At 71.4% G+C, this 16601-nt stretch carries 16 protein-coding genes, 2 tRNA genes and 1 other RNA gene; 10 read left to right on the plus strand and 9 right to left on the minus strand.

Annotated elements, in window-relative coordinates:
- Nucleotides 1-85: 85 nt before the first annotated feature.
- Together ACZ31C_RS10435 and ffs are read right to left on the minus strand one after the other, a co-directional pair.
- A complete protein-coding gene (locus ACZ31C_RS10435; RefSeq protein ID WP_465794960.1) occupies nucleotides 86-2965 on the minus strand; it encodes a DNA polymerase III subunit gamma and tau in 2880 nt (959 codons plus the stop codon).
- Nucleotides 2966-3200: 235 nt separating this feature from the next.
- An RNA gene (gene ffs, locus ACZ31C_RS10440) (signal recognition particle sRNA small type) lies at nucleotides 3201-3290 on the minus strand.
- A gap of 81 nt (nucleotides 3291-3371) precedes the next feature.
- Here ffs and ACZ31C_RS10445 point away from each other — a divergent pair.
- Nucleotides 3372-3456 (plus strand) — tRNA-Ser (locus ACZ31C_RS10445).
- A 261-nt stretch (nucleotides 3457-3717) separates the two neighbouring features.
- Here the strand turns inward: ACZ31C_RS10445 and ACZ31C_RS10450 are convergent.
- Nucleotides 3718-4497 (minus strand): hypothetical protein, encoded by a 780-nt coding sequence (locus tag ACZ31C_RS10450; protein WP_465794961.1) that lies wholly within the window; start codon nucleotides 4495-4497, stop codon nucleotides 3718-3720.
- Nucleotides 4466-5434, minus strand: coding sequence for a DNA-processing protein DprA (locus tag ACZ31C_RS10455; protein WP_465794962.1), 969 nt, complete (start codon nucleotides 5432-5434; stop codon nucleotides 4466-4468). The genes ACZ31C_RS10450 and ACZ31C_RS10455 overlap by 32 nt, the downstream gene beginning before the upstream one ends.
- A gap of 215 nt (nucleotides 5435-5649) precedes the next feature.
- Between ACZ31C_RS10455 and ACZ31C_RS10460 the strand changes: the two genes are divergently transcribed.
- The 4 genes from ACZ31C_RS10460 (at nucleotide 5650) to ACZ31C_RS10475 (ending at nucleotide 8365) form a co-directional block, all read left to right on the plus strand.
- Entirely contained in the window at nucleotides 5650-5991 is a 342-nt protein-coding gene (locus ACZ31C_RS10460) for a PadR family transcriptional regulator (protein ID WP_465794963.1), read from the plus strand.
- Nucleotides 5988-7052, plus strand: a complete 1065-nt coding sequence (locus ACZ31C_RS10465) for a hypothetical protein (RefSeq protein ID WP_465794964.1) — start codon at nucleotides 5988-5990, stop codon at nucleotides 7050-7052. The genes ACZ31C_RS10460 and ACZ31C_RS10465 overlap by 4 nt, the downstream gene beginning before the upstream one ends.
- Nucleotides 7053-7238: 186 nt before the next feature.
- The gene (locus ACZ31C_RS10470; RefSeq protein ID WP_465794965.1) at nucleotides 7239-7796 is read left to right on the plus strand and encodes a hypothetical protein; all 558 of its coding nucleotides are present in this window, start codon (nucleotides 7239-7241) and stop codon (nucleotides 7794-7796) included.
- A gap of 74 nt (nucleotides 7797-7870) precedes the next feature.
- A complete protein-coding gene (locus ACZ31C_RS10475; RefSeq protein ID WP_465795029.1) occupies nucleotides 7871-8365 on the plus strand; it encodes a hypothetical protein in 495 nt (164 codons plus the stop codon).
- Between the two features lie 86 nt (nucleotides 8366-8451).
- On the opposite strand, the gene ACZ31C_RS10480 is transcribed toward ACZ31C_RS10475, so the two are convergent.
- A tRNA-Ser gene (locus ACZ31C_RS10480) sits at nucleotides 8452-8538 on the minus strand.
- Nucleotides 8539-8613: 75 nt separating this feature from the next.
- Here ACZ31C_RS10480 and deoD point away from each other — a divergent pair.
- From deoD to ACZ31C_RS10495, 3 genes are all read left to right on the plus strand, one after another.
- On the plus strand, nucleotides 8614-9321 hold the full coding sequence (gene deoD / locus ACZ31C_RS10485) for a purine-nucleoside phosphorylase (protein WP_465794966.1): 708 nt from the start codon (nucleotides 8614-8616) through the stop codon (nucleotides 9319-9321).
- A gap of 143 nt (nucleotides 9322-9464) precedes the next feature.
- The gene (locus tag ACZ31C_RS10490; protein WP_465794967.1) at nucleotides 9465-10100 is read left to right on the plus strand and encodes a TetR/AcrR family transcriptional regulator; all 636 of its coding nucleotides are present in this window, start codon (nucleotides 9465-9467) and stop codon (nucleotides 10098-10100) included.
- Entirely contained in the window at nucleotides 10100-10564 is a 465-nt protein-coding gene (locus ACZ31C_RS10495; protein WP_465794968.1) for an acyl-CoA thioesterase, read from the plus strand. Before ACZ31C_RS10490 ends, ACZ31C_RS10495 begins: the two co-directional genes overlap by 1 nt.
- 100 nt (nucleotides 10565-10664) lie before the next feature.
- Here the strand turns inward: ACZ31C_RS10495 and ACZ31C_RS10500 are convergent, their stop codons facing one another.
- From ACZ31C_RS10500 to ACZ31C_RS10515, 4 genes are all read right to left on the minus strand, one after another.
- On the minus strand, nucleotides 10665-11363 hold the full coding sequence (locus ACZ31C_RS10500; RefSeq protein ID WP_465794969.1) for a nucleoside deaminase: 699 nt from the start codon (nucleotides 11361-11363) through the stop codon (nucleotides 10665-10667).
- Nucleotides 11353-11883, minus strand: coding sequence for a tRNA adenosine deaminase-associated protein (locus ACZ31C_RS10505; RefSeq protein WP_465794970.1), 531 nt, complete (start codon nucleotides 11881-11883; stop codon nucleotides 11353-11355). Before ACZ31C_RS10505 ends, ACZ31C_RS10500 begins: the two co-directional genes overlap by 11 nt.
- A gap of 130 nt (nucleotides 11884-12013) precedes the next feature.
- Nucleotides 12014-12181 carry a hypothetical protein gene (locus tag ACZ31C_RS10510; protein ID WP_191088564.1) on the minus strand — a complete coding sequence of 56 codons (168 nt, stop codon included), beginning with the start codon at nucleotides 12179-12181 and terminating at the stop codon, nucleotides 12014-12016.
- Nucleotides 12182-12313: 132 nt separating this feature from the next.
- Nucleotides 12314-12655, minus strand: coding sequence for a hypothetical protein (locus ACZ31C_RS10515; RefSeq protein ID WP_465794971.1), 342 nt, complete (start codon nucleotides 12653-12655; stop codon nucleotides 12314-12316).
- Between the two features lie 124 nt (nucleotides 12656-12779).
- On the opposite strand from ACZ31C_RS10515, the gene ACZ31C_RS10520 reads away from it, so the two are divergent.
- Both ACZ31C_RS10520 and ACZ31C_RS10525 read left to right on the plus strand, forming a co-directional pair.
- Nucleotides 12780-13481, plus strand: coding sequence for a M23 family metallopeptidase (locus tag ACZ31C_RS10520; protein ID WP_465795030.1), 702 nt, complete (start codon nucleotides 12780-12782; stop codon nucleotides 13479-13481).
- Between the two features lie 168 nt (nucleotides 13482-13649).
- The gene (locus ACZ31C_RS10525) at nucleotides 13650-16553 is read left to right on the plus strand and encodes a glycosyl hydrolase (protein WP_465794972.1); all 2904 of its coding nucleotides are present in this window, start codon (nucleotides 13650-13652) and stop codon (nucleotides 16551-16553) included.
- The last annotated feature ends 48 nt before the right edge of the window (nucleotides 16554-16601 follow it).

Genomic DNA, 16601 nt, shown 5'->3' on the forward strand with positions numbered 1-16601 from the left:
TCGTCTACAAGACCACGCCCACCCTAACCATGCCCACCGACCACACTCCGGCGGCCACACCCGCCCACCGGGCGCGGTGCGTGGGTCAGCGGGTCGGCACCTCGTCGATCTTCTCGGCGCCGAACGCCTCCCGCAGCAGACGTACTGCCTGCGCCTCGCCGGACTCCCGGGCGGTCTTCTCGTCGATGACCTCGTCCCCCGGCTCGTCGCCCGGGTCGAAACCCTCGTAGACCGGCGCCGTGGCGGGCGGGCCACCGCTCGGACGCCCGCCGCCGCGCCCCGGACCGTCGAAGTCCGGATCGTACGGGGGCTCACCGGCGAACTCCGCGTCCGCGGTCCGCCGGCCCGCCGCAGTGGTACGTGTGCCCGCCCCAGCGGTACGCGTACCCCGCCCGGCCGCCGCAGCCCGGGCCGCCGCGATCGCGCTGCTGACCGGTGCGCCACCGGCACCGCCGCTGCCATTGCCGTTGCCGTTGCCCGCCGGAGCCTGCCGGGGCGGGGCCGCCGCACCGGACCGGCCTGCCGCGGCCTCCACGGCGTGACCGCCCGACGCCGGAGCGGACCGGCCATCCGCGACCGAGGCCTGCGCTGCCGGGGCGACGGTCGACGCGGACGCACCGCCCGGCCGGGCCGCCTCCGGCCATGCCTCGTCCGACCCGCCCGACCCGCTTGAACCGCCCGACCCGGCGGGCGGCGTCGAGCCACCGGGACGCGCCGGTTCCGGCCAGCCCCCGTCGTCGTCCTCGCTCGACGCGGCCGACGGGCCTCCACCGCCACCGGCCCGGCCCTGCGGTCGTCCGGCAGCACCGGGGTGCGCAGAACCGGGCGCACCCGTGTGGGCCGCACCACCGGAGCGTGCGCTACCAGTCGCGCCACCGAGGCTCCCACCGGCCGTGCCCCCGGCACGGCCTGCGTCAGCAGCATCGGGGCCAGCGTTCGCACCACCGCCAGTGCCCGCGTCGACGCCGCCGGGTCGACCGGCCGCTGCCGCACCGGCGGGACCCGCAGCAGCGGCACCTCCGGGAGCGCGGCCAGCGGAGCCCGGGTGGGCCGTGCCGTCAGACGAACCGCTGTCGACCGGAGTCCCCGCACCAGCGGGACGGCCAGGCCCCTCAGCGGCGGGGCGGCTCGGAGCCTCGGCGGCGGGCGTCGGACGGGCGGGAGCCGAGCCGGCGGCACGAGGGTTGCCGGGCGACATACCGCCCCGCTCGCCGGCCACCTCGCACCGGATCTGCCAGCGCCCGCCCAACTCCTCATAGAGCGCGTCGGTGAGCACCCGGGCGTGGTCGGTCATCATCTTGGCCAGCACGGTCGACTTCACGGTCACCACGAGCGTGTCACCGTCGAGGTCCCGCACCACCGCGTCCCGCATCAGCGCGGCAATCCGCTTGTTGCTCCGATTGACCTTGCCGACCACCTCGGGCCAGACCCGGCGCACCGCCACCGCGTCCAGCTCGCCGGTCGCCGCCGCACCGGGGCGGGGCGGCTCCGGGGTCGCCGGGTCGGGCATGACGGCCGACGGCGGCACCTGACGACGCGGCGCGACCGGCACGGCCTGACCCGCATCGCCGCCGGAGCCACCTGCGGCACCTCCGCCCGTGTGGGCGGTGTCGTCGGAGTCGTGTGTGCCAGCGGCACTCCCCGTCGGGGCGGGACCGGTCGAGGTGGGGGCGGCAGCCGGCGTGCCGGTCCCGGCCCGGTGCGCGGCGGCAGCCGCGGGCGCGGCGGGAGGCGCAGTGCGTACGGTGGCGGGCTCGGTCGCGGGTGCGGAGCCGACGGCGGCCGACGGCGCGTCCGTGCCGGCGAGCGTGAGCCGACGTTCCATGCGTTCCAGGCGCTGGAGCAGGCCGCCGGTGGAGTCGTCGACGCCGGGCAGGAGCATCCGGGCGCAGATCAACTCCAGCAGCAGCCGGGGCGCGGTGGTACCCCGCATCTCCACCAGGCCGTCGTGCACGATGTCGGCGCACCGGGACAGCGTGCCCGGCCCGAGCTGCTGGGCCTGGGCGGCCATCCGTTCGATCTGGTCGTCCGGCCCGTCGATGAGCCCCTTGGTGGCGGCGTCCGGCACCTGCTGGAGCACGATCAGGTCGCGCAGACGTTCCAGCAGGTCCGAGGCGAACCGGCGCGGGTCGTGCCCGGCCTCGGCCACCCGGTCGACGGTCGCGTACGCCGCCGCGCCGTCCCCGGCCGCCAGCGCGTCGCACATCTCGTCGATCAACGCCGCGTCGGTGACGCCCAGCAGCGCGGCGGCCCGGGCATAGCTGACCCCGTCCGGGCCGGCACCGGCGATGAGCTGGTCGAGCACCGAGAGGCTGTCCCGGGCGCTGCCCCCACCGGCGCGCACGACCAGCGGGAACACCGCCGGCTCGACCTGCACGCCCTCGGCCTCGGTCAGCTGCTCCAGGTATGGCCGGAGGGTCTTCGGCGGAATCAGCCGGAACGGGTAGTGGTGGGTCCGCGACTTGATCGTGCCGAGGACCTTCTCCGGCTCGGTGGTGGCGAAGATGAACTTGACGTACTCCGGCGGCTCCTCGACCAGCTTGAGCAGGGCGTTGAAGCCGGCCGACGAGACCATGTGCGCCTCGTCGATGACATAGATCTTGAAGCGGCTGTTGGCCGGCGCGAAGAACGCCTTCTCCCGCAGCTCACGGGCATCGTCCACACCACCGTGGCTGGCCGCGTCGATCTCGATGACGTCGATCGAGCCGGCCCCGTCGCCGCTCAGCGAGCGACACGAGTCACAGGTGCCGCAGGGCTCCGGGGTGGGACCGTGCTCGCAGTTGAGCGACCGGGCCAGGATCCGGGCGCTGGAGGTCTTGCCGCAGCCACGCGGCCCGGAGAAGAGGTACGCGTGGTTGAGCCGCCCGCTACGCAGCGCCTGCGACAGCGGCTCGGTGACGTGCTCCTGCCCGATGACCTCGGCGAAGGTTCGCGGCCGGTACTTGCGGTAGAGCGCCAGTGCCACGGCGTCCCGCCTCCTCTCGACCGCGCCATTCTCGCCCCGCGCACACCCCACTGACCACCCACCCCGCTGAACCGGGTGTTCCGGTTGTCGTTCCGAGGGCGGCACCGGGTGCAGCGCCGAGTGCAAGGAAGGGCACCTTATTAACGCCTCCGGTAGAGGAAGGGCCCCTTGTTAACACCGACAGCTCAGCGCCTGACCACGCTGGGTAGGAGGGGAGGCGCGGTGCCGGAGACAGAAAGGCCTCCCGTGCACCCGGCAGAGCTCGCTTATCCTTGCTGCCTTCCGGCCCTGGGGAGGTTCACGAGATACCGCCGCACGGGAGGTGGCTCCAGCCTACCCGACCCGTCCCCGATCTTCAGGGGGTGGTGGGGTTGGCGGGTCGGCAGGGACCTGTACTCTGTTCGACGGAGGATTCGCCTAGAGGCCTAGGGCGCACGCTTGGAAAGCGTGTTGGGTTTACACCCTCACGAGTTCGAATCTCGTATCCTCCGCTCGCTTGAGCAGCACGAACGACAGGGCCGGCCCCACGGGGACCGGCCCTGAGTCGTTACGTGATGCCTGCCAGGGCCACTCGCCCTCCTCCGGTTTCCGCCTTCCGAACCAACCAGCAGGTACGGCGGCTGGCTCTCTCGTCGTGCAGCGTGGCCGAGCGGCGTCGGACCGGCGAGCAGCTGCGGATGCTCATGCAGGCGGAAGACCGGTGGTGAGACCGGCGGGTGACAGTTCGTGCCTGGCCATACTCATGCAAAGCTTCACGCGCCTTCCGCCACGCAGCGTGCGATGTCGAACTCCCGCGCTGCCCGTAGCCGCTCCATGAGGAGGGCTGACGGGCCATACGACGGGTTGACTCGGCGACCGATGATGACTGCTGCAACGGCTACCGCCCCGGCTGCCTTGAGGGCGAAAGCCAGCGACTGGACCCGACTGCCCGTCGTCCATGTGTCATCGAGTAGCAGAACTCTGCCGCCGGAGGCGCTGCTCTGCGGCAGCTGGAAACGGTCGTGACGGAAACTCCGATCGTCACCACGGTAGGCAGGGTTCGAGACTGGGCGAAGAACAGGGAGAGGCAGACGTCTCGCCACGATGGTCTCGAGCGGGTGGACGCCCGGTCGGCCCCGCGTGGAGGGAACCGTGACGACGTGGGTGAAACGACCACCAAGCACGTCCGCGAAGCAATCCCAGTGAAACGCGAGGTAGAGGACCGTCAGCGAGGAGAGGTTTCCCATCGCGACCGCCGACGGCTGAGCGGACTTGTAGACGATGAGATTGTGATCATGTTGCTCCCTCGCCACCGAATAGGCGATCGGGGCAACGACGTCTGCCTGAATACCGCCGGATGCAGAACGGTGCTGGCCACACTGATAGCACAGCTCGAATCCGCTCCCCGCAGTGCTGCGGCAGACGACACAGATGCCATCGCCCGCCGGCAATGGGCTGCGCAGATAGTTGCGCTGTCGCTCAACCACCTGCATCTCGTCATGCTGGGCGGTCGCCCATTGTCTATAGGTCGGCAAGACGCGGTAGACCTTCAAGTGCCTGAGGGGAATGGGGTATCTGGTGCACGATGAGTTCGACCGTGGCAACGAGCTCGTTAGCTGTCGATACGACGTGCACACCTGGCCGGTCGGCGTACTCACGCGCCCAGTCGTGTTGCATGAGCGAGTCGGTCAGGACCACTGGTCGGCCGTGCTGCAGCGCGAGGCGAGCCTGCATCCGAGCTCCGCTACGGTATGCCGCTTCCACCACGACCGTCGCCGCCGCGTAGCCGCTCATGACGGCATTTCGCATTGGGAAGGTGTGCTTGGCGGGTGGCGCGTCTGGCCAAAATTGGCTGAGCACCAGGCCGTCTTCGATGATCTGATCCTGCAGTTGCCTGTTTGCTGTGGGGTAGGATTTATTGACCCCAGTGCCGATAACCGCCACTGTGCGACCACCTGCACGCAGGGCTGCGGCGTGCGCCGCCGTGTCGATTCCGGCTGCTAGACCTGAGACAACGGTGATACCCGACTCCGCCAGAGCAGTGGCACAGGTCTCGGCGATACCCACGCCACGTTCCGTGGGCCTACGGGTTCCGACCACAGCCACCGCCCGCCGGTCTTCGGCGAGCGTGCCCCGCGTGAACACGATCGGCGGCATCTGGTGGATGTCACGCAGACGTGCGGGATAGGCGTCATCAAAGAACGAGTAGACCCCGATGCCCTCCGCTGCCCAGGCTTGCATTTCGGCCCGAGCAGCGCCCAGCGCATCCCGCACCGGATCATCGCCGAAGAGAGTCTCTCCCGCACCGATCTGGCGGCGCAGAACAGCAAGTGCACTACCTTCGGCAAGCACCTCCGCAGCCACCTCAGTCCAGCGGGCACCAGGCTGGCGCAGCAGCGCGACGAGGGCCGCCACCTGCACTTGATGGCCTTCTGGCATGGCACCGATCCTAGAAGTGCTGTGCATCGGTGGCAGCGACACGGGGCTCATTGCCGCTCCTTCCCTCGACTTACCAACGACCCGAATCCTCGTACAGCCGTACGACTGTTCCGCCCGGTCACGGTAGCGCCATTGTCCAGGCTCACGCCCCGAGAGCGCATCTGGCCGCACCGGCGACAGCACCGCCGACCAAAGCAGCACCGCCCAGGAGCGGGCGGAGCATGAACGGTTGACGGTATATGACGGTGGCCGTAATATTGGCTGCCATGCAAGAACCCACATTTCTGATCCTCACCGCATTGGCTGCGCAGCCGTTGCACGGCTACGGCGTCATCCGGGCCGTCGAGGAACTCTCCGCCGGTGAGGTCAAACTGCGACCGGGCACGCTCTACGGCGCTCTCGACCGGCTCACCGAACAGCGCCTGCTCGTCGTCGACCGGGAGGAGGCAGTCGAGGGTCGGCTGCGCCGCTACTACCGGCTCAGCGACACTGGCGCCGCCGCCCTCCAGGAGCAGATCGCGCGGTTACGCCGCCACGCCACCGCAGCGGAGAGCCAGCTCGGCAAGCGCCTCGGCGGGGCACCGGGCTTGGGGACGGTGCCCGCGTGACCACCGTGTGGCCGGAGGCCGACCACAGTTTGGAGCGCAGCTACCGGAGGCTGCTGCTCGCCTATCCGCGACGGCACCGGCGTCGGCACGGCACCGAGTTGACGACCACGCTGCTGGAGATGGCGGCACCGGGACAGCGCCGTCCCCGCGCCGGGGACGCGGTGCACCTGATCGCCAGCGGTCTGCGGTTGCGGTTCCGGCTACCCGCCGGCCGTCCGCTCCTGGCCGTCGTGGCGGTCCTCACCGCGTTGACCATGGGAGCCTTCGGTGCCGCCGCCGGCTCGTGGCTGGGCGCGCAGACGTTCGCCGACCTGCCCGACGTCGCCGAGATGAACCGGCTCACCGCACAAGCCACCGGAACGAGCGACGAAGCGCTGCTGTCCAGCGTGACGATGCAGGGGCGGACCGACACGGCCGGGAGCACCGCAAGCATCACCGACACCTGGGACGCCGAGCAGGCACGTCAGAGATTCGCCGCCGACGGTTGGTCGGTCTCACCGCTCACGCCCATCTCCGGAACACGACTCACAGTCGAAGAAGGCGGAACCTTCACCGAGACGCCGCTGCACGGCACCTGGTTCAGCGCCGAGTCGAGCGGTCTGATCGTCCACGTAGCCGGTCATCTCGCAGGGGATACCGGCTCCGTCTCGGTCGACGCCGGACAGGTGCGTACCGCCGCCTTCCTGCCGTTGATCGCGGTCGGAATCGCTGGCGGGCTGGTTCTCGGCTGGCTGGTCGCGGCTTCCGTCGCGTACCGGATGGTGGCGGCGTCGCCCGGACGGCGCTGGAGCGCCCTGGGTCTCTGGTCGGCGTCACTGCTGACGCTGGCGATGCCGGCGGCGGCGCTGTACGACCACGTCGCGCAGGTGTTCCGGGGCGGCGGCGATGACTTGAGGGTGATCACCGTGCACAGTGCGCTCACCCCGAGTGGTTATTACCCGTTCGGGCCGTCCTGGCTGATCCTCGGGCTCACCGTGGCCGGGGCTCTGGTCGCCGTCGCCGCGATCCTGGTTGCCCGGCCCGGCGAACAGCCACCGCAGCAGCCCGCCCTGGCCGGCTGAGGACGTACCGCAACGAGGGCAGGGGCCGCCCCGAACCGGGCGGCCTCTGGCGGTACGACCGACGACGGCAGCCGGAAGTCGCCGTTACCGCGATACTGACCGGATGGAGCCGAGCGCTGCCCGACGACGGCGAGCACGCCCGACCACCGTCGTACACACGTTCTATCCACAGGCTGTGGACACTCGGTGAGCTACCAGCTCAGCGCGATCGTGGCGGACGCCGACCTGCTGCGCGAGGAGACCCGGGACCTGGACCACGCGGTGCTCGGCGAGTTGCGGCAGGACTTCGCCCTGCTGCCGGTGACGCCGCAGTTGGTGGCGGAGTTGACCGGCACCCCGCCCGACTATGCGGCCGACGAGCCGAGCGCGGCGGAACCGTTCGCGCTGGTGCTCTCCCCCACGCTGGTCGAGGTGCTGGACCGCTGGTCGCGGCGGGGGCCGGTGGCGTACGTCGAGGCGGAGTTCGCCGGTGGGGTCGGGTGCCAGGCGGCGGCGGTCTGGTTGGGCGGCGCCCTGTCCTGGGGGCCGCGCTTCGACGCGGCGTTCGACGGGCCGCGTCCAGAGTGGCCGATCAACGCCGCGTTGACCGAGCTTGGCGCGGAGCCGGGCCGCTGGCTCGACCCCTTCGCCGAGCTGGGACTGCACGTGGAGCGGAGCACCGAGGGCTGGCTCACGCACGGCCGGCGCGGGCTGAGCGCCGACTACTGGGACGAATTGGCCGACGAATGGGAGGCGCGGCAATAACCTCTTCGCTCCCGTCACGTTGGGGACTGGGGGATTCCATGAAATTGCGACAATTCGGCTTCATCGCCACACTGCTGCTTGCTGCCGCGATCTCGGGCAGCGGACCCATGCCACCGGACACCATCGCCGTCCGCGAGCCGGTCGCCGCGGCCAGCGTCGTCGACCTCGACGGACTGTCCGATGTCGACTTCGGCGACACGGAGGGCGAACTGACCCGGCGCGGCATACTCCGCACCGACGTCGACGCCTGCGGTCCGACGCTGGCCGGACACGACATGATCAGCCCGGTCTTCATCGACGACCGGCTGGTCCTGCTCTGGGCCGGCGACCCGGTCCGCACCCCGGAGGGGATCGCGGCCGGGTCACCGATCGCCGAGGTCAGGACCAGTTATCCCGAGGTACGCGCGCTGCACGCACCGCCGGGAACGCACCGCTTCGACGGCCTGCTCGCCCGCGACGGCGACCGCGCCTACCTGTTCCTGCACGACGGCCACACGGTCCAGAAGATCATCGCCGGGTACGCGGACTGGGCGCACCGCCTCTTCGTCGAGGGCCACGGTCCCTGCTGACGGCCAGCGGGGCGACCGACGGGCGACAACGAGAACGCCCGGCACGATCCGCAGGGATCGTGCCGGGCGTTCTCGTTGTTCACGAGCGGTGGCGGCGGGATTTGAACCCGCGGAGGGCGTAAACCCTCACACGCTTTCGAGGCGTGCTCCTTAGGCCACTCGGACACGCCACCGCCGACGAGGTTACAGGACTGTCGGTTCCGACGCCGAACCGGTCCCGGGCAGGTGGGCCTGGCAGGATCTCTGCCATGAGTACGCACATCGGCGCGAAGCCGGGCGAGATCGCCGAGCGGGTCCTGATGCCGGGTGACCCCCTGCGGGCCAAGTGGATCGCGGAGACCTACCTCGAGGGCGCGACCTGCTACTCGACGGTCCGGGGGATGTTGGGCTTCACCGGGCGTTGGAACGGTGTCGAGGTTTCGGTGCAGGGCTCGGGGATGGGCATGCCGTCGGCCTCGATCTATGTGCACGAGCTGGTCAACGACTACGGCGTGACGTCGCTGATCCGGGTCGGCTCGTGCGGTGCCCTGACCGAGGACCTGAAGCTGCGTGACGTGATCGCGGCGATCGGGTCGTCGACCGACTCGAACATGAACCGGATGCGGTTCGACGGGTTGATCGACTACGCCCCGGTGGCCGACTTCGGGCTGCTGCGTACCTCGGTGGAGGTGGCCGAGCAGCGCGGCGTGGCGATGCGGGTGGGACCGATCCTGGCGGCGGACGCCTTCTACACCGACCGGCCGGACCTCTACGACAGCCTGGCGCAGTACGGTGTGCTGGCGGTGGAGATGGAGTCGGCCGCGCTGTACACGATCGCCGCGCGGTTCAAGGCGCGGGCGTTGACGCTGTTGACGGTCAGCGACCACCTCAAGACCGGCGAGAAGACCACCTCGCAGGAGCGTGAGCAGACGTTCAGCCAGATGGTCGAGATCGCACTGGACACGATCATCGCCTGAGCACCACACCGCCGCACCGACACAGCCGCATCGACCGTCCCGTCACCGCCTCGCGGTGGCGGGACGCGGCACGTCAGGGCCGGTGACGATGGTCACCACGTAAATAAATACGACCGGTCGGTCTTCTTTAGTAGGGTCGCCGCATGACCGTCGACGGCCGGCTCGCCCGGGGCGAGCGCACCCGCACCGCAGTGCTGGACGCCGCCGTCAGCCTGGCCTCCGCCAACGGGCTCGACGGCCTCTCCCTCGGGCACCTCGCCGATTCCCTCGGCGTGAGCAAGTCCGGCCTCTTCGCGCACTGGCGGTCCAAGGAGGCCCTGCAACTCGCCACCATCGATTGGGCGGTCACGCAGTGGCAGGAACGGATTATCGCGCCGGCCCTGCGCGCGCCCCGGGGCGTACGCCGCATCCGGGCGCTGCACGAGGCGCGGATCGACTTCTACACCGCGCGGGTGCTGCCCGGCGGCTGCTTCTTCGCCACCACCGAGTTCGAGTTCAACGCCCGGCCCGGAGCGGTCCGGGATCGCCTCGCCGCGGTCTTCGCCGCCTGGACGGAGTTCCTGGAGCGGCTCGTGCGGGAGGCCGTCGAGCTGGGCGAACTCCCCGCCGACCTGGACGTCGCGTTGCTGGCGTACGAGATCGACGCGTACGGGATCGCGGCGGCGATGCGCTCGCGCCTGCTCGACCCGGACACGACCTATCGACACGCCCGCCGGGGCGTGCTGGCCCGCCTGCGGGCGCTGTGCCCCGATCCCACCCTGCTACCGGAAGGCCCCTGATGACACACGCCCTCGCCGACCAGTCCGCCGTCACGTACGGCCACGTCGGGCAGCCCATGGTGCACTTCGACGACCTCGACGCGCTCGGTCTGCTGCACAACGCCCGGTACGCGTTGCTGCTGGAGCGGGCGATCACCGCGTACTGGTCGGATCGGGGGGTGGCCTACCGCGCCGGACGGGCCACCACGCCGGACGTGTTCCATGCGGTCCGCGAGTTCAGCATCACCTACCGCGCGCCGGTCACCGGCACCGGCCCGATCGCCGTGCACTTCTGGCTGGAGCACTTCGGCACCAGCAGCGCCGTGTACGCCTTCCGGTTCCACTCCCTGGACGACGACACCACCACGTACGCCCAGGGGCGGCGGGTCATCGTCCGGGTGGACCCGGCGACCATGCGCCCGACACCGTGGACGGAGGCGGCCCGGGCGGTGGCTGACACGCTGCTCCGCCCGACCCCGGCCTGACGCCTCGGACGGCACCGCCCGACGGCGATCAGGCGACACGCAGCGCACAACCGGCCGCGACACGCGGCAGCGCACACCCCGGCCGCGACACGCGGCGGTGTCAGCGGAAGAAGGCGCGCAGGACGGCGGCGTTCTCCGCCTCCAGCACGCCGCCGTAGACCTCGGGGCGGTGGTTGAGCCGGCGGTCGCGCAGCACGTCCCAGAGCGAGCCGGCGGCCCCGGTCTTCGGCTCCCACGCGCCGAAGACCACGGTCGAGACCCGGGCCAGCACCAACGCGCCCGCGCACATGGTGCAGGGCTCCAGGGTCACCACCAGCGTGCAGCCGTCCAGCCGCCACCGGCCCAGCCGCTGGGCGGCCCGGCGCAGCGCCAGCACCTCGGCGTGCGCGGTCGGGTCACCGGTCAGCTCCCGCTCGTTGCGGCCGATCGCCAGCTCGGCGCCGTCGGGCCCGTAGAGCACCGCGCCCACCGGCACGTCGTCGATCGGTACGGCCGCATCGGCGTCGACCGGTACGGCCGCATCGGCATCGGCCTCGGCCGGTACGGGTGCGACGCCGGCAGCCGGAACGGCAGCACCGGTCACGGCGATCTCCAGCGCCCGACGCATCCAGAGTTCGTGCCGCTGTCGTCGGCCGGTGCCGGTCAGGTCGGCGAGCGCCTCGTGCGCTCCCGGCCCCACCCGGCCGACCGCGCCGGGAGTGGGTTGGCCGGGCCGGACCGTCTCCAGTGCCGGGTCGGTCGCGTCGACCGGTCCACCGCCGCCGGACTCCGGCGCACCCTCGACGGGCTCAGACCTCACGCAACTCCTCGACGTCGTCCACGCAGCCGAGCACCTGGCACACCTCGGCGGTGACGTCGGCGGGCATCATGCCCTCGTGGGCGCAGAGCGCGAGCAGCCGCTGCGCGGGGATGCCCAGGTCGGTGAGGAGGTCCGCCTCGCCGACCGGGTCCGCCTCCGGGTCGACGGCGGGTTGCTCGTTGTCGTCGCCACCGCTGGTCGCCGCCGGGCGTACCTCCTCGGTGTCCTCCAGCCCGGTGACCGACGTCTTGAGGTCGCCGACCAGCAGGCCGCCCAGCCGGGACTCCTCGGCGTACGCCGAGTCGGAGCCGAAGACCCGCAGGTCCTCGCCCTCGTCCAGGCGGAGGATGACCAGGTAGGTGTCGTCCGCCTCGACGAACAACAGCGACAGGTCCGCGTCAGGGGCGAGGTCACGGAGGCGCTCGGCCACCTCGTCGACGTCGGCGGCCCCCCGCAGACTCAGCTCGGCGGCAGTCCAGCCACCCTTTTCCCGCACGACGGCCGCAGCGAAGTACGACACGGTTCCCCCAAGTAGCCTCGGCACAGCACACGCCGACCCGTTACGCGTGCACGTTAGCCGGTCGGGTCGGCAGGCGACCGGTCAACGCCCCGAAGGGCCGGTCATTCCTGGGGAAAGTGACGGGCGCCGGTCAGCCGGTCAGGCGGCGGCGGGTGGCGATCAGCTGGCGGAGCCGATCGGTGCGTGCCCGCTGTGGCCGCTCGCGTTCGCGCACCGAGCGGGCGTCCGCCAACTGCGCCAGGAGCTGAAGGCGGCGACGGCTGCGATCCGGATCGAGCCGCGGAGTGGTCCAGGCCATACCGGGAGCGTGCCGAGTCACGGCGGCCGAGTCAAGACGGGTTTCGGTGCCTGCACAACAACGCAGCGCAGTCACCGCCGGTGGCGGCCGTCGCCGCTGCTCGACACCGTCGCGCCGGGTCCGGCGTCCGCGCTACCAGAGCGGCCAGTCGCCGCTGGCCGCCCAGCGGGTGACCACCGCGACGGTGGCGATGCTCCAGCCTCCGGCGGTGACGATCGCGATGCCGGCGGCCACGCCCCGGTCGCCGAAGCGGACCAGCACCAGGGCGGCGAGCCAGGCCACGCCACCGGCGAGCAGGGTCCACCAGGCATACCCGGCGAGGCTGCGTCCGAGTAGGGCGAACAGGCCCAGCCAGGCGAGCGCGCCGACCGCTCCCGACGCGACACCGGCGCCGCTGACCGGGTGCGGCTCGCGATAGGTGGGGCGCGGCGGACGCCCGGACGGGAAGAGGCCCGAGGGGCTGTACGGCATCATCCCTGCCACTCCTCCCACGCGTGGACGTCGTCCACCCACCGTAGGCGATACCTGTCAGGATGGCCCGATGGTCTCGTCGACGATCGGACGCCGTCGCGCGTACGCTGCGCTGCTGCTCGTGCCGATGCTCGCCGCCGCCGGCTGCGGGACGCCCCCTCCCCCGGGCGTGGTGCCGCCGACCGGTTCGCCCGCACCGCCGATCACTGGCGAGGCGGCACCGCCGCCGGACGCGCCGGCACCGACCGGCGCGACGCCGGACACCGCGGACCAGCCGGCGGCGACCGCGAGTCCGACCCGCGCCGGGCTCCGGCACGTCTTCCCGGTACGCGCGACGAAGGTGGCCTACCACCCGACCCACTCGGCGTACCCGGGCACCGACATCTTCGCCGACTGCGGCGAACCCTTCGTGGCGGTCACCGACGGCACGATCGGCGAGGTCAGCCGCCGGGACCGGTACGACAGGCAGGGGCCGCAGGGGCCGTACAACGGTGGCCTGTCGGTGTCGGTGCTCGGTGACGACGGTGTGCGTTACTACGGCTCGCACCTGACCGAGATCGCCGACGACATCGCGCCGGGCGTGCGGGTACGCGCCGGGCAGCAGCTCGGCACCGTGGGCCGGACCGGGAACGCCAACAACGTCTGCCACCTGCACTTCGGCATCTCCCCGCCGTGCCTGGGCGAGGACGGCTGGTGGATCCGCCGGGGCGTGATCTGGCCGGCGCCGTACCTCGACTCGTGGCGCGAGGGCGGCAACCGCGAGCCGGCGGCGAAGGTGGCGGCGTGGCACCGCAAGAACGGCTGCCCGGAGCGACCGCCGGCGCGCTGAGCCGGAGACGTCCGGTCCGGCGTCATCCGCATTTCATAAGTCCGACACATTGACGCAGGTCGTGCCGGTGAACTACCGTCGCGTCACAACGAGAGAGCGCTCTCTCATGGAACCAACCCCCCAAACGACGACGAAACGCGCCGTCGACCGGCGCGCCATGGAGGAAAGATGCGACCTCCCGTCCCACGCCGTACCCGTCATCGGCTGCTGGCCGCCACCGCCGCAGCAGCCCTCGTCCTCGGCGGGCTGGCCGTCACCGCCACCTCCCCCGCGCAGGCCGCGCCCGTCGGCGCCGGCAGCTACACCACCACCCCCGTCGGCCCGCTGCCCAGCGGCTGCGGCGACATGACCACCAACCCTCGGCAGTTCGCCACCGCCGACGCGCCGCCGGGCCCGATCCCCACCAACGACTGGTGGTCCTCGCTGCTGTGGAAGCGGCTGAACTGCTCGTTCAGCGAGCCACTGCACGCCCACCCGGCGTCCTACCGGCCGGTCACCGACGGGCTCGGCTTCTCCGCCGAGTCGGTGGCCGCCATCAGCGGCACCGCGACCGGCGTCGGCGAGTACAAGTACCCCTACGTCGAGGACATCCGGGTCGGCGTGGCCGGGCTCGCCGCACCGCTCGTCCGGGTCGCCGACTGGACGGACTGGACGGTCACCCCGTACTGGAGCGACGGCACCCGCACCCTGCGCGCCACCATCGGGCACGGCCTGCCGTTCGCGTACTTCCGCACCACCGGCGGTGACGCGGTGATCAACGCGAACGGCGGCGGCTTCACGGTCTTCTCCAACAGCGCCGGCCGGATCAGCTTCAGCGTCCGGGGCCACGACTACGTCGCGTACGCGCCGTCCGGCGCCACCTGGACCGTGAGCGGTACCCGGATCAGCTCCAACCTCGCCGGGCGCGGCTACTTCTCGGTCGCCCTGCTCCCGGCCACCACCGACGCCACGGCCCGCGCCCAGCTCGCCACCACCTACGGCCAGTACGCGCACGCCCACGTCACCGGCACCCGGGTCGGCTACACGTACAACCAGTCGACCAGCCGGGTGGAGACCCGCTACACCTTCACCACCACCCCGCGCGAGGGCACCGAGACGCGGACCGTGGTCAGTCTCTACCCACACCAGTGGAAGTCGCTGACCGGCGTCACCCCGATCGCGCCGACCTACCCGTCGGCGCGCGGCCGGATGAAGGTGCTCACCGGTGTCGGCGAGTTCCGCACCTCGATGCGGTTCCACGGCGTACTGCCCGAGCTGCCGGCGGTCGCCACCGGCGCCGGTGCCGACCTGACCACGCTGCGGCAGCACCTCGCGGCGGTCCGAAGCAACCCGATGGACCAGCGCGGCGGCGACACCTACTGGACCGGCAAGGGCCTCGGCCGGGCCTCCCGGATCGCCGAGATCGCCGACCTGGTCGGCGACACCGAGACCCGCACCTCGGCGCTGAACGCCATCCGGTCCACGCTCAACGACTGGCTCACCGCCTCACCCGGCGAGACCGAGCGCCTCTTCTACTACGACCAGCGGTGGGGCACCCTGATCGGATACCCCGCCTCGTACGGCTCCGACCAGGAGCTCAACGACCACCACTTCCACTACGGCTACTACATCGCCGCCGCCGCGACGCTGGCCAAGTTCGACCCGTCCTGGGCCCGACAGGACCAGTACGGCGGCATGATCGACCTGCTGATCCGGGACGCCAACAACTACGACCGGAACGACACCCGCTTCCCGTACCTGCGGGACTTCGACATCTACGCCGGGCACGACTGGGCCTCCGGGCACGGCTCGTTCGCCAGCGGCAACAACCAGGAGTCGTCGTCCGAGGGGATGAACTTCGCCAACGCCCTGATCCAGTGGGGGCAGGCCACCGGCAACACCGCGGTCCGGGACGCCGGCATCTTCATCTACACCACCCAGGCGGCGGCGATCCACGAGTACTGGTTCGACGTCAACGACGAGAACTTCCCGGCCGGGTTCGGACACTCGAACGTGGGCATGGTCTGGGGCGACGGCGGAGCGTACGCCACCTGGTTCAGCGCCGAGCCGGAGATGATCCAGGGCATCAACCTGCTGCCGATCACCGGCGGCCACCTGTACCTGGGCTACCACCCGAACTACAACTCCATCAAGTACCAGGAGCTGGTCCGCAACAACGGCGGCGAACCCACCGTGTGGCAGGACATCCACTGGCAGTTCCTCGCCCTCGGTGACGCCGACTCGGCGCTGGCGAAACTGCGCGCCAACCCCGGTTACACGCCGGAGGAGGGCGAGAGCCGGGCTCACACCTTCCACTGGATCCGCAACCTGGCCGGGCTGGGCCGGGTCGACACCGGGATCACCGCCGACCACCCGCTGGCCGCCGTCTTCAACCGCAACGGCGCCCGCACCTACGTGGCCAGCAACATCTCCGCTACCCCGCTGACCGTGCGGTTCTCCGATGGTACGCAGCTCACGGTGGCCGCCGGACGTACCGCCACCAGTGGCGCGCACACCTGGACCGGCGGCAGCGGCGGCGGAGGCGTGACGCCGACCCCGACGCCCACCCCCACGCCTACGCCCACCCCGACGCCTACGCCGACCCCGACGAACCCGCCGGGCTCGGGTCAGCCGACCCGCTACCTGCTCGCCGGTGGCGGACTGGCGGCGGCCGGCACCGCCGGGACCACGACCGTGGCCAGTGCCGGCGGCACCAACCGGGACGGCACGCCGACCAACCCGGCGGTGTTCACCGCGACCGGGCTCAACCTCAACCACACCGGCGGACAGACCGCGTTCGACCTCCTCCTCGACGCCGGCAACGCGGTCGGCAACGGGGTGCAGGTACGCGTCTCGTACGACCTGACCGGTAACGGGAGCTGGGAACGGGTGGAGACGTACCGCTACTTCGCCACCGACCCGGTGCCCGGCTGGGAGACCTACACCCAGGCGGCCGGGCTGCACTCCAGCACCGGCAGCCTCGGCAACCTGCGCGGCGGCACGGTCCGGGTGGAGGTCTGGTCCGCGATCGGCAACAACCCCAGCACGCTGGGCGTCGGTAACCGCTCGGTGGTACGCCTGCCGTACTCCTGATCCGCTGACACCCGCACTCCGCGCCGCCGGTCACACCCCGACCGGCGG

It is taken from the genome of Micromonospora sp. NPDC023869, assembly GCF_055559695.1.

Bases quoted from the DNA above. Each gene is read 5' to 3' on its own strand.
- ACZ31C_RS10490 (WP_465794967.1), top strand. From the start codon at position 9,465: ATGACCGTCGACGGCCGGCTCGCCCGGGGCGAGCGCACCCGCACCGCA.
- ACZ31C_RS10455 (WP_465794962.1), bottom strand. From the start codon at position 5,434: ATGAGCCCCGTGTCGCTGCCACCGATGCACAGCACTTCTAGGATCGGT.
- ACZ31C_RS10520 (WP_465795030.1), top strand. From the start codon at position 12,780: ATGCTCGCCGCCGCCGGCTGCGGGACGCCCCCTCCCCCGGGCGTGGTG.
- ACZ31C_RS10495 (WP_465794968.1), top strand. From the start codon at position 10,100: ATGACACACGCCCTCGCCGACCAGTCCGCCGTCACGTACGGCCACGTC.
- ACZ31C_RS10525 (WP_465794972.1), top strand. From the start codon at position 13,650: ATGCGACCTCCCGTCCCACGCCGTACCCGTCATCGGCTGCTGGCCGCC.
- ACZ31C_RS10510 (WP_191088564.1), bottom strand. From the start codon at position 12,181: ATGGCCTGGACCACTCCGCGGCTCGATCCGGATCGCAGCCGTCGCCGC.
- deoD (WP_465794966.1), top strand. From the start codon at position 8,614: ATGAGTACGCACATCGGCGCGAAGCCGGGCGAGATCGCCGAGCGGGTC.
- ACZ31C_RS10515 (WP_465794971.1), bottom strand. From the start codon at position 12,655: ATGATGCCGTACAGCCCCTCGGGCCTCTTCCCGTCCGGGCGTCCGCCG.
- ACZ31C_RS10460 (WP_465794963.1), top strand. From the start codon at position 5,650: ATGCAAGAACCCACATTTCTGATCCTCACCGCATTGGCTGCGCAGCCG.